This is a genomic window from Azoarcus sp. DD4 (genome assembly GCF_006496635.1).
In the GTDB taxonomy this organism is placed as follows: Bacteria; Pseudomonadota; Gammaproteobacteria; order Burkholderiales; family Rhodocyclaceae; genus Azoarcus.
Genome location: NZ_CP022958.1, coordinates 337,727 through 363,588, shown reverse-complemented (window position 1 = coordinate 363,588; position 25,862 = coordinate 337,727). Strand labels below are relative to the sequence as shown.

Annotated in this window: 22 protein-coding genes and 1 pseudogene; 14 read left to right on the top strand and 9 right to left on the bottom strand. The window is 66.4% G+C overall.

The window, feature by feature from the left end; translation table 11 throughout:
• Positions 1-59 precede the first annotated feature (59 nt).
• Positions 60-836 carry a DUF3348 domain-containing protein gene (locus tag CJ010_RS01770; RefSeq protein ID WP_141016444.1) on the bottom strand — a complete coding sequence of 259 codons (777 nt, stop codon included), beginning with the start codon at positions 834-836 and terminating at the stop codon, positions 60-62.
• A 261-nt stretch (positions 837-1,097) separates the two neighbouring features.
• Here CJ010_RS01770 and CJ010_RS01765 point away from each other — a divergent pair, with 261 nt between their 5' ends.
• The 4 genes from CJ010_RS01765 to CJ010_RS01750 all read left to right on the top strand — a co-directional run bounded on the left by CJ010_RS01765 (position 1,098) and on the right by CJ010_RS01750 (position 4,389).
• The gene (locus CJ010_RS01765) at positions 1,098-1,676 is read left to right on the top strand and encodes a hypothetical protein (RefSeq protein WP_141016443.1); all 579 of its coding nucleotides are present in this window, start codon (positions 1,098-1,100) and stop codon (positions 1,674-1,676) included.
• Positions 1,677-1,915: 239 nt separating this feature from the next.
• Entirely contained in the window at positions 1,916-2,329 is a 414-nt protein-coding gene (locus CJ010_RS01760; RefSeq protein WP_141016442.1) for a very short patch repair endonuclease, read from the top strand.
• On the top strand, positions 2,307-3,590 hold the full coding sequence (locus CJ010_RS01755) for a DNA cytosine methyltransferase (protein ID WP_141016441.1): 1,284 nt from the start codon (positions 2,307-2,309) through the stop codon (positions 3,588-3,590). Before CJ010_RS01760 ends, CJ010_RS01755 begins: the two co-directional genes overlap by 23 nt.
• On the top strand, positions 3,553-4,389 hold the full coding sequence (locus CJ010_RS01750) for an endonuclease (RefSeq protein ID WP_141016440.1): 837 nt from the start codon (positions 3,553-3,555) through the stop codon (positions 4,387-4,389). The genes CJ010_RS01755 and CJ010_RS01750 overlap by 38 nt, the downstream gene beginning before the upstream one ends.
• A gap of 250 nt (positions 4,390-4,639) precedes the next feature.
• Here the strand turns inward: CJ010_RS01750 and CJ010_RS01745 are convergent, their stop codons facing one another.
• Both CJ010_RS01745 and CJ010_RS01740 read right to left on the bottom strand, forming a co-directional pair.
• Positions 4,640-5,029 (bottom strand): hypothetical protein, encoded by a 390-nt coding sequence (locus tag CJ010_RS01745; RefSeq protein WP_141016439.1) that lies wholly within the window; start codon positions 5,027-5,029, stop codon positions 4,640-4,642.
• 76 nt (positions 5,030-5,105) lie between these two features.
• On the bottom strand, positions 5,106-5,696 hold the full coding sequence (locus CJ010_RS01740) for a hypothetical protein (RefSeq protein WP_141016438.1): 591 nt from the start codon (positions 5,694-5,696) through the stop codon (positions 5,106-5,108).
• 148 nt (positions 5,697-5,844) lie between these two features.
• On the opposite strand from CJ010_RS01740, the gene CJ010_RS01735 reads away from it, so the two are divergent.
• The 8 genes and pseudogenes from CJ010_RS01735 to CJ010_RS25675 all read left to right on the top strand — a co-directional run bounded on the left by CJ010_RS01735 (position 5,845) and on the right by CJ010_RS25675 (position 16,798).
• Entirely contained in the window at positions 5,845-6,465 is a 621-nt protein-coding gene (locus CJ010_RS01735; protein WP_168224883.1) for a histidine phosphatase family protein, read from the top strand.
• Between the two features lie 19 nt (positions 6,466-6,484).
• Positions 6,485-7,459, top strand: coding sequence for a lyase (locus tag CJ010_RS01730; RefSeq protein WP_141016436.1), 975 nt, complete (start codon positions 6,485-6,487; stop codon positions 7,457-7,459).
• A 191-nt stretch (positions 7,460-7,650) separates the two neighbouring features.
• A complete protein-coding gene (locus tag CJ010_RS01725) occupies positions 7,651-9,276 on the top strand; it encodes a B12-binding domain-containing radical SAM protein (protein WP_141016435.1) in 1,626 nt (541 codons plus the stop codon).
• 171 nt (positions 9,277-9,447) lie between these two features.
• The gene (locus CJ010_RS01720) at positions 9,448-11,517 is read left to right on the top strand and encodes a DUF3274 domain-containing protein (protein ID WP_141016434.1); all 2,070 of its coding nucleotides are present in this window, start codon (positions 9,448-9,450) and stop codon (positions 11,515-11,517) included.
• Positions 11,518-11,605: 88 nt separating this feature from the next.
• Positions 11,606-13,102, top strand: coding sequence for a DUF2875 family protein (locus tag CJ010_RS01715; RefSeq protein WP_168224882.1), 1,497 nt, complete (start codon positions 11,606-11,608; stop codon positions 13,100-13,102).
• 31 nt (positions 13,103-13,133) lie between these two features.
• On the top strand, positions 13,134-15,179 hold the full coding sequence (locus tag CJ010_RS01710; RefSeq protein WP_141016432.1) for a DUF3274 domain-containing protein: 2,046 nt from the start codon (positions 13,134-13,136) through the stop codon (positions 15,177-15,179).
• Positions 15,176-15,847 (top strand): annotated as a pseudogene (locus CJ010_RS25680) (DUF2875 family protein); the annotation flags it as partial. The gene CJ010_RS01710 and the pseudogene CJ010_RS25680, both read left to right, overlap by 4 nt.
• 42 nt (positions 15,848-15,889) lie before the next feature.
• The gene (locus tag CJ010_RS25675) at positions 15,890-16,798 is read left to right on the top strand and encodes a hypothetical protein (protein ID WP_371415699.1); all 909 of its coding nucleotides are present in this window, start codon (positions 15,890-15,892) and stop codon (positions 16,796-16,798) included.
• Positions 16,799-16,808: 10 nt separating this feature from the next.
• Here CJ010_RS25675 and CJ010_RS01700 read toward each other — a convergent pair whose 3' ends face one another.
• From CJ010_RS01700 to CJ010_RS01675, 6 genes are all read right to left on the bottom strand, one after another.
• Positions 16,809-18,104, bottom strand: a complete 1,296-nt coding sequence (locus tag CJ010_RS01700; protein WP_141016430.1) for a TolC family protein — start codon at positions 18,102-18,104, stop codon at positions 16,809-16,811.
• Positions 18,101-18,415: a DUF3240 family protein gene (locus CJ010_RS01695; protein ID WP_141016429.1), complete on the bottom strand. Its 315-nt coding sequence runs from the start codon at positions 18,413-18,415 to the stop codon at positions 18,101-18,103. Before CJ010_RS01695 ends, CJ010_RS01700 begins: the two co-directional genes overlap by 4 nt.
• Positions 18,412-21,519 carry an efflux RND transporter permease subunit gene (locus CJ010_RS01690; protein ID WP_141016428.1) on the bottom strand — a complete coding sequence of 1,036 codons (3,108 nt, stop codon included), beginning with the start codon at positions 21,517-21,519 and terminating at the stop codon, positions 18,412-18,414. Before CJ010_RS01690 ends, CJ010_RS01695 begins: the two co-directional genes overlap by 4 nt.
• A gap of 3 nt (positions 21,520-21,522) precedes the next feature.
• Entirely contained in the window at positions 21,523-22,644 is a 1,122-nt protein-coding gene (locus tag CJ010_RS01685; RefSeq protein WP_141016427.1) for an efflux RND transporter periplasmic adaptor subunit, read from the bottom strand.
• Positions 22,645-22,748: 104 nt separating this feature from the next.
• Entirely contained in the window at positions 22,749-23,270 is a 522-nt protein-coding gene (locus CJ010_RS01680) for a cytochrome b/b6 domain-containing protein (protein WP_141016426.1), read from the bottom strand.
• A gap of 22 nt (positions 23,271-23,292) precedes the next feature.
• On the bottom strand, positions 23,293-23,565 hold the full coding sequence (locus CJ010_RS01675; RefSeq protein WP_141016425.1) for a PepSY domain-containing protein: 273 nt from the start codon (positions 23,563-23,565) through the stop codon (positions 23,293-23,295).
• A gap of 183 nt (positions 23,566-23,748) precedes the next feature.
• Between CJ010_RS01675 and CJ010_RS01670 the strand changes: the two genes are divergently transcribed.
• Positions 23,749-24,405, top strand: coding sequence for a response regulator (locus CJ010_RS01670; RefSeq protein ID WP_141016424.1), 657 nt, complete (start codon positions 23,749-23,751; stop codon positions 24,403-24,405).
• A complete protein-coding gene (locus CJ010_RS01665; protein ID WP_141016423.1) occupies positions 24,402-25,775 on the top strand; it encodes an ATP-binding protein in 1,374 nt (457 codons plus the stop codon). Before CJ010_RS01670 ends, CJ010_RS01665 begins: the two co-directional genes overlap by 4 nt.
• The last annotated feature ends 87 nt before the right edge of the window (positions 25,776-25,862 follow it).

The following is a 25,862-nucleotide window of genomic DNA, read 5'->3' as shown; positions in this document are numbered from 1 at the left end:
CCTCGTTGTGAAGCGCACCGCCGTTTGAAGCGGGCGCTTCCTGCTACTCGGGGGGCCGCTCAGGGCCGCGGCGCCGCGGACTCGTGTTCGAGCGCCTCGACCAGCCCCGCCACCGGCTGCAGGCGCAATTCCAGCTCGGCCAGCAGCACCGCCTGCATGTCGCGGCAGAACACCGCCAGCCAGCCGCCGGGCTGCATCCAGCGCTGCGTATCGTCCGCTGCCTGCGTTTCGGCCAATGCGGCCTGGTGCGCCGCGAACAGCTGCTCGAAACGCTTCGCCAGCAAGCCCGGCACCGTCGCCAGCAGCGCGCGCTCGCGCGCCGCCAGCGCCTGATCCATCACCGCATCCAGCGCCGCCAGGCGCTTGAGTTCGGCGGACCGCTGCGCCAGCGTCGCCCGCACGGTGGCGCGCAGCGGGCCGATGCTCGCATTCATGTCGCGCTGGTGGGCGAGGTAGTAGCGATGGTAAGGCGCGAAATCGGCCGCCTCTTCCAGCGACATGTTGGCCAGCGGCGTGGGCAGCTCGATGCGCGCCTTGCCCGGCCGGAACACGCCGTCCGCGACAATGGACTCCGCCAGTGCGGTGCGCATGCGAGCGTAAGCCTGCACCGCCGAACCCGCTGCCGCCGCAGACGACGCCGACTGCGGCTCGCCCCCCGCAACCGGGCCCGGATTGAGCGCGGAAAACAGCGCCAAGGCATCGTTGAAACCCAGCCACTGGCCCAGCCTGTCGGCAAAAGACTGTTTTGAATCAGCAGCATCCGCCACGGCAAGGTCGGCAAGCACACGAACCAGCCTGGCGGTGTTGAAACGCGTACGCGGCAGCCCTTGCGCCATAGCAAAACCGACGCCCGAACGGCGAAAAAGGGGCAAGGCTACTACAAAGCGGCAGGCAGGTCAGCGCTGCCGAACGTCGTCCCGGCGATGGCCCGCAGGTGGCCGAAGTGGCTTCCCGACCGCCACCGGATTCGATGTCCGAAGCGTCGTGAACGGGTAACAGGCCGGTACGCCCGCCCCAAGCCGATTACGTTGATTCGACGGCGGCCACTTCCTATGCTGAGGACATTTACAGACAGCCGTCCGACGACCGGAGGAGCCATGAGCAAGATCACGTTTCAGGAAGCCCCGCTGCAGATGGCCAGGGGCGTGGTGGGCATCGGCGAGCATCACGACAACCACTGGGGCCGGATGCTCGTGCTCACGCTCCTCCAGTGCGAGGGCGCGCGCCACCTGCTGATCGAAAGCGCCGCCGACCAGCAGTACAGGGTGGATGGCATCACCACCGATGCCGGCGCGATCGACAGCGAAATGGCGCGGGCGCTCGACGGCGTGAGCTGGCAGACGGAGGGCGTGCTCCCCCTGTCCATCGTCATCTATCAGGCGCAGAAACGCGGCGTGCAGGTGACCTGCGCCGACGACATGTGCGTCTATTCCGCCGAATACGCAGTCCGCGCGAACGGCATGAAGAAACGCAACCAGACGGCCGTCAACACCCTCCTCGGACTTGGCGACACGCCACCGAAGGGCGTGATCATGCTGAACGGGGCGGACCACTTCAAAGGAAGCAATACCAAGTTCACCATCGGCAAGCTGCTGGAGGGTCAGGAAGGGTTGAGCTTCGGCTGGGTGGATGCGTCCACGAAGGAGGGGAGCGGGTTTGGGGTTCGGGTGGGGTGAGGCGGCAGACGAAGTGGATGGGTTTGAAGGAGGAGCATGGGGGGTTGGATTGCCTTGGATGTCGGCAGCTCGGCCTGAGCGGACGGTGAGGCGGCGAACGACGACGTGCAGAGTCCGACCACGAGCAACCATTGGCCTGCCGGTGGTCTACCGTCAGCAACGAACCTGAAGCGGAAGTGTGCTTACTGCGAATGCTCTTTCGAGAGCCGGCCCAATGCAGCCTATGGGAAAATATTACAATGATTGACACTCGCACCAAAGAAGAGCGGAGCGAGATCATGTCGATGGTCCATTCCAAGGACACCAAGCCTGAGCTATTGATACGCAGGCTGATCTACGGGATGGGCTTTCGATACCGATTGCACTGCAAGGAGCTACCGGGAAAACCTGACATCGTAATGATCGGTAGGAAGAAGATCATTGATGTTAGAGGGTGCTTCTGGCACGGTCACGAAGGGTGCAAATATGGTCGGCTTCCGAAAAGCAGAGAAGACTTCTGGAAGGCGAAAATCGACCGGAACCGTGAGCGTGACTCCAAGAACCAGAGGATGCTCAATGAAGCTGGGTGGCAGGTGTTCGTTGTGTGGCAATGCGAACTGAAAGACATAGAGACGTTGAAGACAAGGCTCCATGAGTTCATCGAAGCGAAATAAGCGACCCATCGGCATCGACCTTTTTGCGGGGGCGGGTGGCCTTTCGCTTGGGTTTGAACAAGCAGGCTTCGACGTGGCTGCTGCTGTTGAAATCGACCCGATCCACTGTGCCGTCCACGAGTACAACTTCCCTGACTCAGCGGTGATCTGTTCGAGTGTTGTTGATCTGACCGGAGACGAGATCAGGAAACGTGCTGGCTTGGGCGATGAAGACATTGACTGTGTGTTCGGTGGCGCACCTTGCCAAGGTTTCTCTATGATCGGTAAGCGCGTCATGGACGACCCACGTAATCAGTTGGTGTTCCACTACGTACGGATCGTGAAAGAACTTCACCCCAAATACTGTGTATTCGAGAACGTCAGAGGGCTGACCCTTGGGAAGCACAAGCAGTTCTTGTCCGAATTGATCGAAGCCCTTGGCGATGCCGGATACGATGTATTGCTGCCATACCAAGTGCTGAATGCTGCTGATTTCGGTGTTCCCCAAGATCGCCGCCGTTTGTTCTTGATTGGGACTCGGAAAGGGCAGGCGATGCCGGAATATCCCTCACCGACTGGGCGTGTAACGGTCAAAGAAGCGATTGACGACTTGCCCAATGCCGATGAATTCAGCGCATTGATTCACTCCGATTCTGTCCCGGTAGAGTTCAAGTCAAAGAGCATGTATGCAAAACAACTTAGGGGCTTTGAGGATGACCCCAAGGACTTCAGCTACCCCCGCGACTTCGCCCCTCATGTCCTGACAGCCAGTTTGAGGACAGAACACACCGACCTGTCCCGGCAGCGTTTCATAGACACGGAACACGGTAAGACAGAGCCTGTCAGCCGCTTCCATAAACTCCATCCGGAAGGGGTTTGCAACACGCTTCGAGCCGGTACGGATAGCGCCCGAGGGGCATTTACTTCTCCGCGTCCAATTCACCCTTACCACCCAAGAGTGATCACAGTACGTGAAGCTGCTCGGCTGCACTCTTACCCGGATTGGTTCCGCTTCCATGTGACCAAGTGGCATGGCTTCCGCCAGATCGGGAACAGTGTCCCCCCCCTGCTGGGAAGGGCTGTGGCCGGTCAAATCGTTAAGGCTCTCGGAGTGAAGCCCTCGAAGCCTTCAGAGGTTGTCGCGCTCGGTAATGGCGAAACGTTGCTGAACTTCGACATGAGCAAGGCTGCAAGCTATTACAGAGTGCCAGCTTCGGTCATCGCACAACGGACACGGAAAACCTATGGCAAAGAAGACGGGGAAGCAGCCAGTGCCCAATAAAGGGAAGAACCGCTACGACTCCATCATCGAAAAAATATTCGATAACCACTACTCGGCCAAGAATAACTCATTCGATTTCACCCGCGAAGAGTTCGAGCATACAGCTACCAAGCTGGGAATCAAGCTACCCAAGAACATTGGCGATGTCCTCTACTCGTTCCGCTATCGGAAGGACTTGCCAGCGGCGATTACCAAGACCGCTCCAGAGGGTCGAGAGTGGATTATCGAGGGTGCCGGTAGGGCGAAGTATCGCTTCCGCCTTGCATCGGCAAACCGGATCGTCCCCAATCAAAGTCTGGTAACCATCAAGGTTCCCGATTCCACGCCCGAGATTATCACGGCCTATGCCCAGTCCGACGAACAGGCTCTGCTTGCCAAGGTTCGATATAACCGGCTGATTGACGTGTTCCTTGGGATCACTACCTATTCCCTCCAGAACCATCTACGGACCACGGTTACCGACATCGGTCAGATTGAGATCGACGAGATATACGTGGGGGTGGATAAGTTCGGTAGGCAGTTCGTTATCCCGGTGCAGGCCAAGGGTGGGACTGACAAGCACGGTGTTGTCCAAACTCAGCAAGACATCGCCTGTTGTGCCGAGAAGTTCCCGACGTTGATCTGCCGCGCCATCTCTGCCCAGTTTATGAATGACGACAAGATCGCACTGTTTGAACTGACTGTTGAGGACGGAGACATCAAGGTTGTTGAGGAACGCCACTATCAACTGGTAGCGTCTTCTCAGATAACGCCTGCCGACCTCAAGGCATACAACAGCCGCCAAACCAGCAGTCACTGAACATCGGGAGTGAGGCGCTTGCAGCCCTAGCCACTCGAAGCTCGAAGCTCGAAGCTCGAAGCTCAGCTTGGGATCGAGAACTACCGATCAAAGGCGGGGCGACGACCGTCCTCTCCGGCCGAACTCCCGCCATATGTTATTGATATGCAGCCCGCGCTTCCGCCACGCCCCCTGATCCTCATACATCCCTACGCGCCCTATCCAGTAACCGGCAATATCGTCGCCCCCCGACAGACAACTACCACCCCAATCAACTCCTCTTCAAATTCGGCGTCATTGCCACGCTGTTGTCCAGCAGCTTCTTCAGGAAATCCTTCGCCTCGGTCCAGGTCAGGCCGGCGGTCCAGGATGCGAAGGCGTAGCAATGTTCGTTGATGGCCTTGCTCGGGCCGACGCCGCCTTTCATCGCCTTCTGCATGCCGATGTTGAAAAAGCTGCGCTCGCCATCGACATCGACGAACTTCACCCCCGACAGGGTTTCCCGCCGCGCGCCGGTGTGCATCTTCACCATTGCGCCGTTGTACTTGCAGAACCATTCCGGATTGGGGTCCGCGGTCAGCGCCTTCACTTCCTGGCTGAGTAGCGGCTTCGTTCCGGCGATGACGTCGCGAACGAATTGAATTGCGGTTTGATCGTCCATCGAAGAGTCTCCTATGTGCTTTTCCGTGACTTCAACTACGCCAAGAGCATTCCTTCGTCCTGCATTTCAGAACGCCCTACCCATATAGCCAGGGCACCAGCCCGCGCGTGGCGTAATACGCTTTCATCACCGCCTGCGTTTCGCAGCGGTCGATACGTCCCGTTTCGTCGATTGCGATGAATTTGCTGCCGATTGCGGTGTTCTTCGGCCTGCCCTGTTCGTCCAGGTAGTCGTCGTTGGCGCCGTGCTGCAGCGGGAACAGCAGTTGCCGGTTGATGCGCTTGAGGAATTCGGTGGTCTGGCGGGTGTCGGCGGCGAGTTCGTAGCGGCTGTAGCCGGCGCCACTGCGTTGCCAGGCGGAGAGCAGGTCCCAGTCGCTGGTGTAGAAGCGGCCGCCGTCGACGATCCAGCTGCCGTGGGTCTTCTGTTTCATCCAGGCGGGCTTGGGGCGGATTTCCAGCCCGAGGCCGCGCACGTCGCGGCCGTTGCCGCCGGGCGCGCGGAAGATGAGCAGCTTGCGTTCGGTGCGGCAGAAGTCCTGCAGCGTTTCGAGGTCGATCGCGTCCATCCCGGACCACTGGGCGTCGGCGATCAGGTCGGGGGAACAGCCCCAGGCACGTTCCAGATTGGCGATGCCGGGCTTGAAACCGGGTGGGACGCTGGCCATGCGGGATAGTCCGGATGCGAAAACGCGACACTAATTCATCGCAGCGTCATGGGCAACGGCAAGCCGTATTTCATATGACGTGATTGGTGGTGGACGCGGGCAGCAGCGCCGGCTATATCGGACCATGAGCACCGTTGCGGGAGGTCCGATGCGTTTGCCCCGCGCCTTCATTGCCGGCTTGCTGCTGTTCTGGCTGGGAATGCCCGCGCCCGGAGCCGCTGTCGAACCGGCCTTGGTGGAAGCGCTGCGGGCGGGCGGCTACGTGCTCTACTTCCGCCACGCGGCCACCGAGTGGTCGCAGGCCGACCGGCGCCAGGACAGCGGCTGGGAAAGCTGCGCGCCCGCCGAGATGCGCCAGCTTTCCGACGCCGGGCGGGACACCGCGCGCCGCGTGGGCGAGGCGATGCGGCGGCTGCGGATACCGGTGGCGCGGGTGCTGACGAGCGAATTCTGCCGCACGCTGGAAACCGCCCGCCTGCTGAACCTGGGCCCGGTGGAGACCCACCGCGGGCTGGTGAACACGACGCACGCGCAGCACGCCGGCGGGGTGGAATCGCTGGCCCGGCGCGCCCGCGCCCTGCTGGCAACGGTGCCGCCGGCCGGCAGCAACACCGTGCTGGTGAGCCACGGCAACGTCTTCATGCTGGTGTCGGACAGGCGGCCGGTGGAGGCCGGCGCTGTCGTGCTGCGGCCGGACGGCAGTGGCGGCTTCGAAGTGATCGCGCATGTGGCGCCGGAGGAATGGCTGGCGCTGGCGGACAGGCAATAGCAGGCAGGAGGAGAGTGCGATGCGCTGGAAGGCCTGGGTGTTTGGCTTGGCACTGGTTTCCGCGGCGGCAACGGCCGCCGAGACGCCCGAGGTGACGGTGACGCGCTTTCGCGTGCCGGCGGGCGCTCATCCGCACGACGTGGCGCCGGCGCCGGAGGCGGGCGGGCCGGTGTGGTACACCGCGCAGGCGCAGGGTGCGCTCGGCAGGCTGGACCCGGCCACCGGCCAGACGCGGCAGATCGCGCTGGGCACCGGCTCGGCGCCGCATGGGGTGATCGTGGGCCCGGACGGCGCGCCGTGGATTACCGACAGCGGGCTGAACGCCATCGTGCGGGTGGATCCCAAGAGCTTCGAGGTGCGCCGTTTCCCGCTGCCGCCCGACAGCGGCTACGCCAACCTCAACACCGCCGCCTTCGACGGCAAGGGCATATTGTGGTTCACCGGCCAGTCCGGCATCTACGGCCGGCTGGACCCGGCCAGCGGCGAGCTGCGGGTGTTCGACGCGCCACGCGGGCGCGGCCCTTACGGCATCACCGCCACGCCCTCCGGCGACATCTACTACGCCTCGCTCGCCGGCAACCACATCGCCCGCATCGACACCGCCAGCGGCCGCGCGCAGGCGCTGGAGCCGCCGACGCCGCGCCAGGGCGCGCGCCGGGTGTGGGCGGATTCGGTGGGGCGGATCTGGGTGAGCGAATGGTCGTCCGGCCAGCTGTCGCGCTACGACCCCAGGACGGGCGCGTGGCGCGCGTGGAAGCTGCCGGGCGATGCTCCCAAGCCCTACGCGGTGTACGTGGACCCGCAGGACGAGGTGTGGGTGAGCGACTTCGGCGCCAATGCCATGCTGCACTTCGATCCGCTCAGCGAGCGCTTCACCGCGTTTCCGTCGCCGCAGCCGGGCGCGGCCATCCGCCAGATCCTCGGCCGGCCGGGCGAAGTGTGGGCGCCGGAATCCGGCACCGACCACCTCACCGTCTATCGCCGCCATCCCTAGCAGGGCCGTAGTTCCGCGCGGCCTGTGCAGCCAGCGCAGCCCGGACCCGTGTCGCGTCCAGACCGATGAATTCGCTGGATATTTTTTCGCGGAGCGCATAGAAAACCACTTACTGCCAAGGCCGAAATCACGCACAATCGGGGCAAAACAGTTTTGCCCACAACTAGACCCAACGCTAGAGAGCCCCGACCATGCGCGTAACCCTCGTCCATCCCGCCGGGTTCAATTTCGTGCCCGGCCAGCCCGACTTCACGATACTGGCCAACCGCATGGCGCCGATCGGCATCCTGCAGCTGGCGTCCTGGCTGGAAAAGCACGGCCATCCCACCCAGCTGCACGACTGCATGGGCCCCTACGCGCCGGCCTCGCTGGAAGCGAACGTCGCCCAGATCATCGCCACCAAGCCCGAGCTGGTGGGTTTTTCCGCCACTACCTCGGGCTTCATGGACGCGGTGGACATGGCGGAGCAGATCAAGCAGAAGCTGCCGCACGTGAAGACCTTCTTCGGCAACGTGCACACCTCGTCGATCGGCGCGCCGCTGCTGGAGCACTTCCCGGAAATCGACTACCTCTGCATCGGCGAGGGCGAAGGCGCCATCCTGGACGTGGCCAACGGCCTGGCGCCGAAGGACATCGCCAACATCATCTACCGCGACGATACCGGCCGCGCCATCATCAACGAGCGCCGCACCCGCATCCTCGACCTCGACGAACTGCCCTTCCCCGCCTACGAAAAGCTCGCCGGCTTTCCTCACGGCTACCACCTGCCGCTGTTCTCCTACGAGAAGCGCTGGGGCGCGACCATGATCACCTCGCGCGGCTGCCCCTACACCTGTTCGTTCTGCGACCGCACGGTGTACGAGCGGCTCTACAAGTACAACTCGCCGCAATACGTGCACGACCACATCCGGCACCTGCGCGACACCTTCGGCGTGCACCACATCAACATCTACGACGACCTCTTCACCGCCCACAAGAAGCGCATCCACGACCTCTGCGAACTGCTCATCGCCAAGCCGCTGGGGGTGGATTTCAACTGTGCGATCCGCACCGGCCACACTTCGGACGAAATGCTGGCGCTGCTCAAGCGCGCCGGCGCGCTGATGGTGTCGATGGGCATCGAATCGGCCGACCCCGGCATGATGGAACGCCACAAAACGGGCGTGACGCTGGACGCGGTACGCAAGACGGTGGAGCAGATCCACGCCGCCGGGCTGCGCGCCAAGGGCCTCTTCATCTTCGGCCTGCCGGGCGAAACGCCGGAAACCCTGAAGGCCACGAGCGACTTCATCCTCGACCTCGACCTCGACGAGATGAACATGACCAAGTTCAGCCCGATGTACGGCGCGCCGATCTGGGACGAATGCGTGTCCGGCAAGGAAGGCGACTTCATCGAGGACTGGCGGCTGATGAACTGCCTCAACTTCGTCTTCAAACCCAACGGCTTCGAATCGCGCGAGCAGATGGATGCGCTCTACAACTGGCACGTGCGCCGCTACTACGACAGCAAGGCCTACCGCCGCCGCTTCAGCAAGCGCATCTGGCAGCACCGCTGGAGCCTGTGGCACCTGCTGAAGAACGCGCCGCGCGTGATCCAGGCCGCGCGCTACTTCAGCGCCAACAAGGCCCAGATCGAAGCCGCCGCCCGCGACTTCGCCCCGCATCCGCGCCAGCCGCGCGGCCTCACCCCCTTCCTCAGCCCGGAACTGCAGGCCGACGCGCTCGCTGCGATGTCGCCGGTGAAGATCTCGCGCAAGCCCAAGCCCAAGGTGGAAGACGCCACCGCGATCGCCGCCCCGCGCATCCAGGCGGCCTGACCGCCGCCGGCCGCGCAGCTTCCGCGGCACGGCCCCAACGACGCCCCGCCCGGCGCAAGCCGGCGGGGCGTCGTGCTTTCCGGTGGGAAAACGAATGCAGGAAATGACAATTGCAATTTGCATAATGCATAATCCGACGCGTTCGCCACAGCCAGCCTCACGGCTTCGCCCATGTCCGCCACCACCATGCCGCCGCGCGAAATCGGCCGCAGCAGCGCCACCACCCTGCCCAACCGCTGGCGCGACCATCCGGTGGAAGTCAAACGCGCGTTGCCCGGCGTGATCATCCTGGTCCATGGGGTGAACGACCTCGGCACCCACTACCCGGCACTCGACAACGGCCTGTGCATGGGACTCAACGAGCGGCTGGACCGCAGCGACCTCTACCCGAACGACTACACCATTCCTGTCCCCGGCGAAGACGCCGTGGCGGACCCCGACAAGATCTACTTCCGCCTGCGCCTCAACAACCGCAGCAACAGCCCGGTCATCCCCTTCTACTGGGGCTACCGCGCCAACCATCGGGAGATCGGGAGGAAACGGATCAATGGCGAAGTCGTAGACGTGCATGGCAATCGACTGGACCGCGACTACGCCAAGGGTGGGGGCATGTTCGCCAACGCCACCAGCAATATCGTGGACATGTTCGGCGGCAACTTCCGCAGCAGCCTGCTGGTGCGTATCAGCGACAAGTTCAGCGATATCGCCCATCCGCTGCGGCAAGCTCCCGACAGACGCTACATGGCGCTCGCTGCCAGGCGCCTGGCGGCGCTGATCGACACCATCCGCCGGGTAGACCCGGACGAGACCATCACGGTGGTCGGGCACTCGCAGGGCTGCCTGATTTCCTTGCTCGCCCAGGCATGGACGAAACGGCCGGCGGACTGCCTGATCCTCAATCACCCGCCATACGGGCTGCATGCGCCACCGCTCGACACCATCGCCCAAAGCGGTGGCGAGCAGCAGACGACGCATGCGCGCGTCGAGACCCTGATCAACCTGGTGCAAAGGGTATGCGCGCAAGCGCATGACGCCCCACCGCTGGAAGCCCTGCTCAGCAGCTCGCCAGCCAGCAAAGGTCGGACAGGACTGCGCTGGACGCCTCATGAAGGATGCCGACCGGCCGCGCCGGAAGCATCGGATTCACCCTATGTCACCTTTGCCGAGCGCGACAACCGCGGCAAGGTCTATCTCTACTTCTGCCCTCACGACCTGACCGTCGGCCTGCTCAATGTGGCGGGCATCGGCACCCTGGGCGTGCCGGACACGATCTCATACTCGATCCCCGGCCAGCGTTCCGAGCAGCGCCCCATGCTCTCGAGGCTGGGCCGGAACTTCTTCCAGCGCATCTGGACGTGGCGCGATCGTGACGGCAAGCGCTGCGAAGTCGGCGAGCACACCCCCTACCGGCACAACCTGCGACTGCCCGACGAACCCGGCTATGACGCGAGCAAGCTGACCAGCGCCGCGCGCTGGGACGTCCAGACCAACACCATGCGCACCATCACCGGCGAGGCGCTCAACCCGTCGTTCCAACCCGATCTGCATCACGGCGAACTGCCCGCCACTCGGCAAAGCGACCCCCGCTACGAGGGCCGGGCCGCCTTCGACCCCATCGACGCCTCCATCGCCGTCACCACCATCCGGCGCAACATGGTGCACCGGGTACATCCCGAACTGCAGGACCGCCATCCCCTGCCGACGCCCGCCGAGCTGACAGCGGAGATGAATCGCGGCAAGGACGAAGGCGACAGGGTGCTGGTCGACAAGCTCTGGCGGCAGAAGGACGGCAGCGTGCTCGTCTATCGCGAAGAGACGCCGCAGGAAGCGAGAAAGCGGATTCAGGACGATCCGGCCGGCATGCTCAATTCCTACCATTCATCCATCATCGCCAACCAGGAACATCACCGCTGGGTGACGGCGATGGATGTGGCGATTGGCCAGGGGAAAGCGCTGGACAATCCGGCATTGCGAAAGATTCTGATCGGCATTGCGGATTGGCGGGCCGACCCAAGCGAGGGCTTTGGCCACTCGAGACTATTCCACTCCACCCTGTCCGACGAAGTCCGCGCTCTGGTCATGAAAACCTGGAACTACTACCAGGTCGGCGAGTTTCCGGAATTCGACCCTCCCTTGACGCCACCCGCTGCGGTCGTGAAAGAAAGCACCGATCAGCGAGCCCTGCATCACCTCTCCAGTCGTGCTACCCGTAACGCCAATAAACATGACCACCACGAATGAAGCCGCATCACCCGATGCAACAGATCAAGGCACGCCACACGACGGGAATGCCACCCAACAATCCGCCACCCCGCCACCCAGAGCCCCGATGTCCAACGGTGCCCGCACCCTGACCGCCATCGTCCTCGCCATCACCATGCTTATTACATTGAACCAGTTGATCGCGAGCTACAAAGGGTGGGCCGCGGGGCGCGCAGCCGGACAAACCACTCCCGCCCAGGCACCCCTCCCTCCTGCCCCCGACGAAGCTCAGCAACGACGCTTCGCACTGGAAGTACGGGGCGTGGGGCTGGCGGTCGACCGCCTCCGGCAATCGGGAATCTGGCAAGCCATCGATGCGGCCGACTCTCCGTTCCAGCGCGTGTTGTCAGACGACCCGGCGGACTATGAATGGTCCGGTCTCGAAAGACATCGGGACCTCGACAGTCGCGAAGCGTACGCCGCCAAGTCTGTGCTGGAGGGCTGGGTCGAGCGCTGGCCGATTCCCGTACTTGTGGCAAGCCCTGAGAGTCGTACGTCCGGCTCTTCGCGCGTCCGGGGTGCTCACCAGCACGCCAGCCTTCCCATCCACCTTGCCACGACGCTGGATTCCCACGTTGGCGAAGGCGCGGACCAGCTCATCATCCAGCTCTTCGATCTCTTCGACGCCGACCCGCAGCTGCCCGCAGTCGTCTTGTTCGGAATCGACAGCGAAGCACTCAAGCTGACCGACGCACCCGACGAGCATTTTGTCCCTGACATTCACGACGCCGCCGCCGCCATCCTCGTCGCACGCACCGACCGCGTCGATCGCGACATCCGCCCTTACCTTACCGACGTTCCCTACGATCTCACCTACCTCGACAAGGAATACGACGTCATCCAGCTCTGGAATGCGTACTGGGATGCCGACGAGGACCCGGCCGGACCGCGGCACACCGATCTGGGCTTCATGTCGACGCAGTTCTGGCAGGAACGTCAGCAAAAGCTGATCGACCGTGTCGATCCCAACGGCGGCCAGTATCAGCTGACACCGTTCTGGATGCGCAAGTACGGTTTCAAGCCCAACCCCTGGGTGCCGGTGCGCTGGACCAAGTGGCAGATGGAGGAATACGACAAGGCCCCGCTGCTCGGCTACCTGCACCGCCCGGTCGAGGTTCCGCTCGATGCACCGGCCGGCCCCAAGGGCGACAAGGCCCGCGCCGCCGCCATGGCCGAAGGCTGGCAGCAGGCGCTCGACACCCTGCCCGAAGGCACCGCACCCACCCGCCTCTTCTACGACACCGCCGGTGAAGGCCGCCGCCTGATTCCGCTCTCGCGCGCCATGAGCACCGAGGGCACGCCACACCCGCTCGCCATCGACGACCCCGCCAACAGCTACGACCTCACCCGCCGCCTCGGCAACACCGGCGTCAGTTCGCCCTTCGTCCAGCTCGCCCTCGCGCTGATGCGCAGCTACCACCACGGCGGTGCCAGCGCCACCGTCAACCTGCGCGAGGACGCCCGCGCCAGCATCATCATGGTCCGCCCGCCCGACGACGCGCAGAAGGCCGCCAATCGGCGCCGGCCCGACCCCTTCGTCAATCCGTACGCGCCACTCGACTGACTAACGCCCGACCAGGCCCCCGGATCGTTCCATGACCGCCACCACCACGTCGCCGCGCGAGATCGGCCGCGGCAGCGCAACGACCTTGCCCAATCGCTGGCGCGACCACCCCGTGGAGGTCGAGCGTGCCATGCCGGGCGTGATCATCATTGTTCATGGCGTCAATGACCTTGGCGCCAACTACGACGCACTGGATAACGGGCTGTGCGTCGGCCTCAACGAACGTCTGGCGCGGGACGACCTCTTTCCCAACGATTACACCCTGCCTGTTCCGGGCGAGCAGGTCGTGCCGGACCCGGACAAGGTGTACTTCCGGCTGCGCAACAACGAACGGACGCGCAGCCCGGTCATTCCCTTCTATTGGGGGTATCGGGCGAGCAAGAAGGAAATCGGCAAGAAGCTGATCAATGGCGAAGTCGTCGATCGTCACGGCAACCGGCTGGATCGCGACTTCGCCAAAGGCGGCGGCATGTTCGTCAATGCCACCAGCAACATCCCCGACATGTTCAAGGGCTGCTTCAACGCCAACTTGTTTACCTGGATAGCGGACCGTAGCGCCGACATCGCCCACCCGCTGCTGCAGGCGCCGGAGCGGCGCTACATGGCGCTCGCCATTCAGCGACTGGTCGCCCTGGTCGAAACCATCCGGCAGGTCGATCCCGACGAAACAGTAACCCTCATCGGCCACAGCCAGGGTTGCCTGATCTCACTCGCCGCCCAGGCTTGGCTCACCCGTCCGGCCGACTGCCTGATCCTGCAGCATCCTCCCTACGGCCTGCACGAACCGCTCGTAGATCAATTCACCCAAAGCGGCTCGGAACAGCAAACCACACGGGCGCGCGTGGAAACGCTCGTCAACCTGGTGCAGAAAGTCTGCGCGGAGCCGCACCCCTCGCCCGTGCTGGCGGAATGGAACGACTACGGTTGCTCCAACCGCGGCCACGCGGGCCCGAGCTGGCGCCCCGACCAGGGCTGCCGCCCGCTCGAACCCGACAATTCAGACGGGCCGCTTGCGGTGTTCGCGGAGCGCGACAACCGTGGCAAGGTGTATCTCTACTTCTGCCCGCACGACCTTACGGTGGGCCTCTTCAATGTCGGCGGGATCGGCGCCCTGGGGGTTCCGGACACCATGAAGTACGCCGACGCGCTCGGTCACGTGCGGGAACACCCCATCCTCGAACGCCTGGGACCACGCTTTTTTCAGCGTGTCTGGAGCTGGCGCGAACGCGACGGGGCAGCGTCGATGGTCGGCAACACACCACCTCACGACTACGTCATGCGACTGAAAGGCGAACCCGCCTACGACGCCGATGCATCGACCAACTGGAGCCGGATGGAGCCCGAAATCGGCGAACGCCGTTCCATTACCGGCGAAGCGCTCAACCCTCCGCATAAACCCAACCTCCATACCGGCGAGCTCGGCACCGGCTTGCAGCAGGATCCGCGCTATGTCGGTCGCATCGGGTTCGACCCGATCGAAGCAGCCATCTCGATCACCAACGGCAAGTTCAAGCTCAGAACCCCTGACTACGAACGGCCCGATCTGGTCAATCGCGAGCTGCTGCCTACACCCCAGGAAATCGAAGCGGAATTCAATAGCGGCAAGACCGACGGCGGCCGGACCAGGGTGCACAAGGTCGAGCGGCGGACGAACGGCATGGTTTACGTAACGCGCGACGAAACGCCGGATGAAGCACGCCAGCGCTTGCAGGACGACGATAAGGTCGGAATTCCCAACTCCTACCACTCCGCCATCGTCAGCAACCAGGAGCACCACCGCTGGGTGACGGCAATGGATGTGGCGCTGGGGCAGGGCAGGTCGCTCGATGATCCGGCGTGGCGGAAGTTGTTAATTGCGATGGCGGATTGGCGAACGGATATTCCAAAGACCGTGACCAGCATGTCGCGGTACGCCGACTTGAAAAATCCTGTCCAGACGCTGCTGGCCGCTACCTGGCACTACTACAAAAGCGGGGAATTGCCTATCGACCTGGCAGAGCAGACGCCACCCCACCCGATCGTCAGTGAAACCCTCGCCGAACGCGCAAACTCCCATCGGTTGTCCTATTCGCCATGAACCCGACACGAATCCAACGCAAGCGTCCCAACCTGATGATGCTGTTCCTGCTGACGCTGGGCTCCTTCACGTTGTGGCTATTAGCCCTTTCCTACATTCCATCTATCTCCATAGGAACCAAGAGCACGCTATCGCGAGTCGTTACGCTGGCAATGCCGCCGCTCCTCCTCGCAAGCTCATTGTTCACAGGCCTTTGGTTCGCAACGGGTTCCAAGGTCATTGCAGCTGAGCACGCTCCCGCTCAAATTGCAGCGTCGCAGGAAGCAGGCAGCCCATCAAAGCTGCGCGAAGATCGCCGATTTTCGCTTGAGGTTCGCGGCGTGGGTCTGACCCTTGATCGCCATCGTCAGCATCGCATCTGGGAAACCATCGATAGACGCAACGACCCATACAACAGCGCTTTGTCGCAAGCCTCCAAGGACTACGAATGGTCTTCGATGAACCGTGGCCAGGACTACGACAAACGCGAAGCCGACGCCTTCGAGTCGGCATTGGACGGTTGGGTTGAGCGCTGGCCGATCCCCGTTATCGTCGCCGGCCCGGTCAATCATATGCAGCCGGCCTGGCGAATTGGTCGTGGCCGACAGAATGGCGGCATGGCGATCCACTTGTTCACCGTAGTTGACCAGCGACAGGGTGAAGGTGCCGATCAACTTGTCAGCCAGCTTTTCGATTTTTTCGAGCAACACCCCCAGCTTCCCGCCGCGCTCTTGCTTAGTGCGGATAGTGGAGATCTCCGCCCTGGACGAGACCGCGACGAGCGCTTCGTCCCCGCAGTATTCGACTCCATCGTCGCCGTTCTGGTCACCCGCTCCGACCGCGTCGATCGCGACATTCGGCCCTTTACCGTAGAAGTGCCCTACGACATCAACCTGGAGGATACGGAATACGACGTCATCCGGCTTTGGAACGACTACTGGGATGCCGACACCGACTATGCCACGCTGCCCGACAACCAAGACACAATGCCCTGGCAGTTCTGGCACCAACGCCAGCAAAAACTCATCGCCCGGATCGACCCCGACGGCGCCCAGGGCACCCTCGCCCCGTTCTGGAAACGCACCAGCGGTTTCAAGCCCAACCCCTGGGTGCCGGTGCGCTGGACCAAGTGGCAGATGGAGGAATACGACAACGCCCCGCTGCTCGGCTACCTGCACCGCCCGGTCGAGGTTCCGCTCGATGCGCCGTCCGGTCCGCAGGGTGACCGCCACCGCGCCACCGCCATGGCCGAGGGCTGGAAGCAGGCGCTGGCGACCCTGCCGGATGGCAACGCCCCCACCCGCCTCTTCTACGACACCGCCGGCGAAGGCCGCCGGATCATTCCGCTGGCGCTGGCGATGGGCGCCGAGGCCACGCCACACCCGCTCGCCATCGACGACCCCGCCAACAGCTACGACCTCACCCGCCGCCTCGGCAACACCGGCGTCAGTTCGCCCTTCGTCCAGCTCGCCCTCGCGCTGATGCGCAGCTACCACCAGGGCGGCGCCAGCGCCACCGTCAACCTGCGCGAGGATGCCCGCGCCAGCATCATCATGGTCCGCCCGCCCGACGACGCGCAGAAGGCCGCCAATCGGCGCCGGCCCGACCCCTTCGTCAATCCCTACGCGCCACGCTTCTAGACGTCGCCCCTCATTCGCCGTGGTCGCCATCACCATCGCCTTCCCACAGGCGATGCGCGGCCAGGCGCAGATTGGCCTGCTCGGCCAGCGCGTCGATGCGTGCGGCGCTGGCCTGCAATGCTGCATCCAGCGCCTGACGGCGGGCGAACAGCACCTCCGCCAGCGGCGCTTCGCCCAGGCGCTGGGCGAGTGCAAGGCGATCCGCCGCTTCGGCCAGCCGGGTGGCGCTGTCCTCGGCCAGCCGCCAGTGCGCGTGACTGGCGATCACCATTTCGTGGCGCGCGCGCAGCTCCGCCGCCAGCCGCCGTTCCGCGGCGCGGGCCTGCTCGGCGGAGGCCGCGGCGCCGGCCCGGGCGACGTCGGCGGCGGCACTGCGGTATTCGCCTCCGAGCGGAATCGACACGTAGGCGCCGACCACATGCTCGGCGCTGTCGCGCTCGCGGCCGTAGCGCACGCCGAAGGTGGGATCCGGCCTGCGTTCGGCGGCCGCCCGCAGGCTGTCGACGTGGGCGCGATCGGCGACGCTGCGGGCAAGCAACAACCCGTGGTCGTGCGCAAGGGCGGTGGCCACCAGGCCTTCCAGTTCGGCACCGGGCGTCGGCGGATCGGCCAGCAACGGCCGATCCGGCAGCACGAGTTCGGGATAGCGCTGACGCAGGCTGGCCGCCGTGGCAGCGGCGCGGCCCTCGGCGAGCCGCGCGGCGGCGCTGGCCTGCGCGGCGGCAGCCGCCGCCTGCATGGCATCCAGGCGCGAGGCGTCGCCGAGTTCGCTGCGGCGGCTTACCGCGGCCGCCTCGCGCGCGGCGCTCCCGGCCTGGGCCTGCAGCACGCCTGCCGCCGTCTGTTCCCGCAGCCAGTCGTACCAGGCCGCCAGCACGGCGCGCGCGGTCTCGTGGCGCGCATCGGCCAGGCTCAACTCGGCGGCGGCGTCCCGCAGATCGCCCAGCCGTCGATCGAGGTCGGCCTTGCCGGGCAGGCGCAGCGGCCGCTGTATGGCCACTTCCCATTCCGCCGTCCGCTCGGTGGCGCCGGCATCGCGCGCACGCCGGCGGCCATAGTCGGCATTGACCGTCCATTCGTGCGGACCGGCCACCAGCTGGCGCCGCTCGGCCTCGCCGCCCTCGCGCAAGGCCTGCGCGGCGCGGACCTCGGGCGCGCCGTCGATGGCCGCCTGCAGCAGGGCCAAGGGCGGCAGCTCGGGCGGATAGTCCTGCGCTCGCGCCGGCAGCGCCGCCAGCAGCACGGCCAGCGGAACGAGTGCAGCGCGCAGCATTACGGAGTATTGCAGGACGCCGGCCGTCTTCATGACAGCCTCCCGCAATCGATCAGCGGCGTGAGCCAGTAGAAGACGTTGGCATCGGGCAGCGCGGCGCGCAGTTCCGCGAGCAGCGGCTGCACGGCGTCGGCCTGCAGCGCCAGCCGGATGCAGACGCGGTCACCACGGCCGCGCACGTTCTCGTTGGCACCCACCAGGGCAATCTCGCGGCCGTGACCGTCGGCGCGGTGGGTGGTGAAGCCGCCGGCCATCGCCGGCAGCGCCAGCAGCAGGTCGACCAGATTGTCCTCGAGCGCGGCCGGCGCGATCAGGGTGAGCAGGGAATCGGGTTTGGCGGTCATGATGCCTTGGCCTCGGTAGCGGGCTGAGCGACAGGCGCGGGCGCGCGATCCACGCCGAAACGCCGGAACAGGATGGGCAGCAGCAGCAGGGTGAGCAGCGTCGAGCTGATCAGCCCGCCGATGACGACGATGGCGAGCGGGCGCTGGATCTCGGAGCCCGGCCCACTGGCGAAGAGCAGGGGCACCAGGCCGAAGGCGGCGATGGAGGCGGTCATCAGCACCGGCCGCAGGCGGCGGCGGGCGCCTTCCACCACCACGCGGGCAAGCGGCATGCCCTGGGCGATGAGCTGGTTGAAGTAGGTCACCATGACCACGCCGTTGAGCACGGCGATGCCGAGCAGCGCGATGAAGCCGACCGAGGCCGGCACCGACAGGTACTCGCCCGCCAGCAGCAGCGCGAACACCCCGCCCACCAGCGCGAAGGGCACGTTGGCCAGTACCAGCACGGCCTGGCGCACCGAGCCGAAGGTGGAGAACAGCAGCAGGAAGATCAGCAGCAGCGCCACCGGCACCACCACCGCCAGCCTTGCAGCCGCGCGCTGCTGGTTCTCGAACTGGCCGCTCCATTCGATGCGGTAGCCGGCCGGCAGCTGCACGCCCGCCGCCACTTTCGCCTGTGCTTCCTCGACGAAGCTGACGAGGTCGCGCCCGCGCACATTGGACTGGATGGTGACGTAGCGGCTGCCGTTCTCGCGATCCACCTTCACCGGCCCGGCGACGCGCTCCAGCCGCGCCACCGCCGACAAGGGCACCGCGCCGCCGTCCGGCAGCGCGAGGCGGATGTCGGCAAAGCCGCTGGCGCTGGCGCGCACGCCTGCGTCGGCGCGGATGAGGATGGGCACGCGGCGGCCGGCTTCGATCACCGCGCCGGCGGTCTGGCCTTCGACCAGGCTGCGCAGCGCCGACTGCACCTCGTCCACCGACAGGCCGAGGCGGCCGGCGGCCAAGTGGTCGATCGCCACCCGCAGGTACTGCACGCCCTCGTTCTTGGCGGTGAATACGTCCTCGGCACCGGCCATGCCGGCGAGCAGGCCTTCGATTTCGCCCGCCACCCGGCCGAGCTCGGAAAGATCGCTGCCGAACACCTTGATCGCGATGTCGCCGCGCACGCCGGTCAGCATTTCCGACACCCGCATGTCGATCGGCTGCGTGAAGGTGACGTCGATGCCGGGAAAATCCGCCACCACCTTGCGCAACTCGTCGGTCAGCCAGTCCTTGTCGGGCCGCCGCCATTCGGCGACCGGCTTGAGCACCAGGAAGCTGTCGGTCTGGTTGAGGCCCATCGGGTCGAGGCCGAGTTCGTCCGACCCGGAGCGCGCCACCACGCTCCTGACCTCGGGCACGCGCTCCAGGATGGCACGCTGCACGCGGCTGTCGATCTCTATGGTCTGCGCCAGGCTGATCGACGGCAGCTTTTCCAGCTGCATGATGAGGTCGCCCTCGTCCATGGTCGGCATGAAGGTCTTGCCGACGAAGGCGTAGCCGACCGCCGCCAGCACCAGCGAGGCCAGCGCGGCGACGATCACGCTGCGGGTGTGATCCAGCGCCCACCGCAGCGCCGGCGCATAGATCGCGTTGAGCTTCCTCACCAGCCAGGGCTCGTGGGTCTCGCCGCGCTTCAGCAGCAGCGAAGCCAGCACCGGGATCACCGTCAGCGCCAGCACCAGCGACGACGCCAGCGCATAGACGATGGACAGCGCCACCGGCACGAAGAGCTTGCCCTCCAGCCCCTGCAGCGTGAGCAGCGGCACGAACACGATGATGATGATCGCCACGCCGGAGGCCACCGGCACCGCGACCTCGCGCACCGCGCGATAGACCAGGTGAAGCAGCGGCAGCCGCGCCTGGGGGCCGCCTTCGGCAAGCTGCGTCTCGACGTTCTCCACCACCACCACCGCGGCATCGACCAGCATGCCGATGGCGATCGCCAGCCCGCCCAGGCTCATCAGGTTGGCCGACAGCCCGGTGTAGCGCATCAGGATGAAGGTGCCGAGCGCCGCCAGCGGCAGCGTCAGCGCCACCACCAGCGCGGCGCGCAGGTTGCCGAGGAAGGCGAGCAGCAGCACCACCACCAGCACGATGGCCTCCAGCAGCGCTTTCGACACCGTGCCGACCGCGCGGTCGACCAGCGCCGAACGGTCGTAGAAGGGTTCGATGGAGACGCCCGGCGGCAAGGACTGCGCCAGTTCGGCCAGCCGTGCCTTCACGCCTTCGATCACCGCCTGCGCGTTGGCGCCGCGCAGGCCGAGCACCAGGCCCTGCACCGCCTCGCCGGCACCGTCGCGGGTCACCGCGCCGTAGCGGGTGAGGCTGCCGATGCGCACCTCGGCCACCTCGCCCAAGCGCACCGGCACGCCGTCGCGATCCGCCACCACCACCGCGGCGAGGTCGGCGACCTTGGCCACCGCGCCCTCGGCGCGCACGATCAGGGTTTCCTCGCCGTCGGTGAGGCGGCCAGCGCCGTCGTTGCTGTTGTTGCGTTCGATCGCACCGCGCAGCTCGTCGAGGCCGATGCCGCGCGCCGCCAGCAGTTGCGGATTGGGCACCACCTCGTAAGCGCGCACGTGGCCGCCGAGGCTGTTCACATCGGCCACGCCGCGGATGGTGCGCAGTTGCGGGCGGATCACCCGGTCGAGCAGGGTGCGCTTTTCTTCCAGCGACAGCGGGCCCTCGATGGTGAACATGAACATCTCGCCCAGCGGCGTGGTGATCGGCGCCAGCCCGCCGCTGGCCTGCGCCGGCAGCTCGGCCATGGCCGCATCGAGGCGTTCGCCCACCTGCTGGCGTGCCCAGTAGATGTCGGTGCCGTCGTCGAAATCGACGGTGATGTCGGTGATGCCATACTTGGAGACGGCACGCAGCATGCGCTGCGCCGGGATGCCCAGCAGCTCCTGCTCGATCGGCACGGTGATGCGCGCCTCGACCTCTTCCGGTGTCATGCCCGGCGCCTTGACGATGATCTTGACCTGGGTGGTCGACACGTCGGGAAAGGCGTCGATCGGCAGGCTGCGCAGCGCCACTGCGCCGGCGCCCACCAGCAGCGCGGTGAGCACCAGCACCAGCAGGCGCTGGGTGAGGGAAAACTCAACGATACGGGCCAGCACGGCTCATTCCCCCTTGCCGATGCCCATTGCCGCCGCCTTCAGCAGGCTGGCGCCGCGCACCGCCACGCGGTCATCGGCGCGCAGTTCACCGCGCACCACGACATCGCCGCCGCGCTCGCCGAGCACCGTCACCGGCACCGGCTGGAAGGCCTCGCCGCGACGGGCGAACACCGCGCTGCCGGCGGCGGCATCCTCGCCCAGGCGCACCAGTGCGCTTGCCGGCACCTGCCAGGCGGCGTCCGCTGCGGCGGCACCGTCTGCGGCGTCGATCTCCGCCTCGACGTTCTGGCCCGGGCCAAGCGCGCCCAGCCCGCGGTCGAGCAGGCCACGCACCGTCACCGTCTGCGCGCCGCTCACCGCACGCCCCACCGCCACGACCTTGCCCTGAGCCCCGACCGCCGGCACCCGCAGGCGCTGGCCGATGGCCACCTGTCCGACCATCGCCAGCGGCAGCTCCACCTCCAGCGCCAGCGGTTCGAGCCGGGCGAGGTGGAACAGCGGCGCCGCCGCGTCCACCCTTGCACCGGGCTGAACCTGCTGCGCCAGCACCACGCCGGCAATCGGCGCCACTACCGTGAGTTCGCCACTGCCGCCATCGCCGCCGGAGCCGGCGAGGCCGAGCAGCGCCCGCTTTTCCGCCAGCGCGGCGCCGGCCTGGCTGGCCGCCGCCTGCGTCGCTTCCAGGCGGGATGCGGCGATCAGGCCTTCGGCGTGGAGTTGCCGGTCACGCTGCAGCGCCAGCCGGGCGCGTTCGTGTTCGGCACTGGCCTGACTCAGGTCGCGGCGCAGGCCGAGCAGTTCGGGGCTGGCGATGCGCGCCAGCGGCTGGCCGGCCTGGACCGCATCGCCGGCGCCCACCAGCACCGCCGCCACCAGCCCGCCGACCGGCGCAGCCACGAAGCGCTGCTGCGCGCTCGGCACCGTGATCCGCGCCGGCAGGTGGCTCAGCGCGCCGCCGGCGGCCGGCCGCAGCGGCGCCAGTTCAACACCGGCTGCCGCAGCCCGCGCCGCATCGAGCGCAATAGGCGCCGGCGGCTCGCCGGCAGCGAGGGCAGAGGCACAGGACAACACGCCGCAGGCCAGGATCAGGGCAAACGGCGGCAAACCGGAACGAGGGGAGGACATGGGATGCTCGACGATGTGGACGGAACCCGGCCATCATGCCCCCGCCATGCTTAATCCTTGCTTAATGGCGGCACGACGGCCGGGCGTGTGCGGGACGGTAGGGATCAGAGCCGCTTGTAGCCGTCCACCATCGCCCGCACCAGGTTCTCACCGTGGCGCCGGCTCTCGTAGATGGCCGCGGCGACATGCACCACGACGGCCGCCGCCGTCAGGTTGACCGCGGCCTCGTGGGTTTCCTCCAGCCAGTCCACGCCCCAGCCCCAGTCGGTGGTCATCAGCCAGCCGGTGGTGCCGATCAGCGCCACCATCGCCAGCAAGAACAGGATCATCACCGCCGCTGCCGGGTTGTGGCCGCGGTAGCGCGGCTCGCGCCGCTGCATGGCCGCGCGGACGTAATTCGCGAGCGCTGCCGGTCGCGGCACGAAGTCGGCGAAGCGCGCATGGCGCCCGCCGACGAAACCCCACAGCAGGCGGAAAGCCACCAGCCCGAGCGCGGTGTAGCCGGCGAGGTGGTGCACGGTTTCCGCATCCTCCGAGGTCAGCCAGGCGCCGAGGAAAGCCGCCACCAGCCCCCAGTGGAAGATGCGGACAGGCAGGTCCCAGACCTGCACGCGTTGGATGCCCATGGCGCTCTCCCCGTCGCCGCGCTCAGCCGCGCTTTTCCTTGGCGACGCTGCCGTCGACCGGGTTGAAGTAGATCTCGACCTTCTGCCCGGCCTTGTCCTTGCCGTAGATCTCGTAGCAGTTGCCGCTGGTGACCTTGAACTTGTCGATGACGTAGCCGGCGTCGGCGATCTTCTGTTTCATCGTTGCTTCGGGCAGCCAGCTGTCCTTGGCCGCCTCGGTGCATTGCGGGCCGGCGACGGCGGCAGCGGACAGGCTGAAGGTGGCAAGCGCGAACAGTGCGGAACGGATTTTCATGATGTCTATCTCCTTGGATCGATGAATGTGCCTACTGAGCACAGGGTCATTTTCCGGGCGGCTTGATTAATCCAGGCTTAAGCGGCCGCCCGCGCTGCGGTTTCCGGATGTAACACCGCTTAATCCGCCGCTAAGACGGACTGCGGCACAATCGCCGGCGCGATAGATGGGAAAGGGGAAGCGATGCGGATACTGCTGGTGGAAGACGACCGCCTGCTGGGCGACGGCCTGCAGGCGGGGCTGCGCATGGCGGGGTTTGCCGCCGACTGGGTGCGCAGCGCCGAGGCCGCGCAGTCGGCGCTGGCGCTGGAGCGCTTCGCCGCGGTGGTGCTCGACCTCGGCCTGCCCGGCCAGGACGGCTTCAGCCTGCTCGCCGCCTTGCGCGAGCGCCACGACCTCACCCCGGTGCTCATCCTCACCGCCCGCGACGCCGTGGCCGACAAGGTTGGCGGACTGGATCTCGGCGCCGACGACTACATCGTCAAGCCGGTCGACCTCGACGAACTCGCCGCCCGCCTGCGTGCCGCCATCCGCCGCAGCGGCGGCCGCGCCAGCGGGCTGATCCGCCACCAGGGCGTGGAACTGGACCCCGCCGCGCGGCGGGTCAGCCTGCACGGCGCCGAGGTCACGCTGACCAGCCGCGAGTTCGACCTCCTCTACCTGCTGCTGTCGCAGGCGGGCACGGTGCTGAGCCGGCGTGCGCTGGAGGAGCAGCTCTACAGCTGGGACGAAGGCGCCGAGAGCAATACCCTGGAAGTGCACATCCATCACCTGCGCCGCAAGCTGGGCGCGACGCTGATCCGCACCGTACGCGGCGCCGGCTACACGGTGCCGGCGTGAACACCGGCAGCTGGTCGCTCAAGCGGCGCCTGCTCGGCCTGCTGCTGCTGGTCGCCGGCGTGGTGTCGGCGCTCACCACCCTGCTGGCCTACCGCGCCGCGCACACCGAGGCCGAACATGCCTTCGACGCCCAGCTGGTACTGGTGGCCGAAACGCTTGCGGCCATCGCCGCCGACGCCGGCCCCGACTACGCCGAGCACGAGTTCGCCGAACACGCCTATCGCAACGCGCTGCCCGTCGCCTACCAGGTGTGGAGCAGGCGGGACGGCCGCGACATCCTGCTGCTGCGCTCCGCCAATGCCCCGGCCACGGTGCTGACCACCGTCGAGGGCCTCAGCGAAGCCAGCCACGAGGGCCGGCGCTGGCGCTTCTACCTGCAGCGCGAAGGCGGCTTCAGCATCGTCACCGGCCAGGACCACGCCAGCCGCGACGCCCTCACCCGCGAGCTCACGCTGCGCATCCTGCTGCCCTTCCTGATCGGCGTGCCGGTGCTGGCCCTGGCAATCTGGCTGACGGTGGACCGCGCGCTGCGGCCGGTCGCCAGCCTCGCCGCCGCGGTCGAGGCGCTCGAACCCGACACCCTCACCCCGGTCGCCAACCCGGCCGCGCAACCGCGCGAAATCGCCCCCTTGCTGAAGGCGCTCAACCGGCTGATCGAACGCATGGCCTCGGCGCTGGCGAGCGAGCAGCGCTTTACCGCCGACGCCGCGCACGAGCTGCGCACGCCGCTGGCGGCCCTGCGCATCCAGGCCCAGGTGGCCAGCCGCGCCACCGCGCCGGCCGACCGCGAGCACGCGCTCGCCCAGGTGCTGAACGGCGTGGACCGGATGCACCATCTGGTCGAACAGCTACTCACCCTGGCGCGGCTGGAGCCGGCACAGGCCGGCACCGGTTTCGTGGCGGTCGAACTGGCCGAGGTCGCCGCCGCCGCGCGGCGCACGCTCGGCAACGCCGCGGCCGCGCGGCAGCAGCGCATCGACAGCGCGCTCGCACCGGCCAGCGTGACCGGCAACCCGGTGTGGCTGGGCATCGTCGCGCGCAACCTGCTCGACAACGCCATCCGCTACACGCCGCCCGGCGGCCGCATCGAAGTGCGCAGCGGCCGCAGTGGCGACTTCTGCGTGTTCGAGGTCCGCGACGACGGCCCCGGTCTGGACGCTGCCGCGCGCGACGGTCTGCGCGCCCGTTTCGCCCGCGGCGGCGATGTGGACAGCGAAGGCTGCGGCCTCGGCTTGTCCATCGTCGACCGCATCGTCAGGCTGCACGGCGGCAGCCTGCAGCTGGACGACGGCCTGCCGCACGCGACGGGCGGCGGCTGCGGCCTGGCGGCGATAGTTGCGCTGCCGTGTGCAGAAACCCGCATCTCATAGTGGTGAAACTTTGTGGCAAACGTTCAAAAAAGCGGGCGGCCCGGTTAACATTGCGGGTCCTGGCCCGTCGGGCCGCAATTGCGGCGG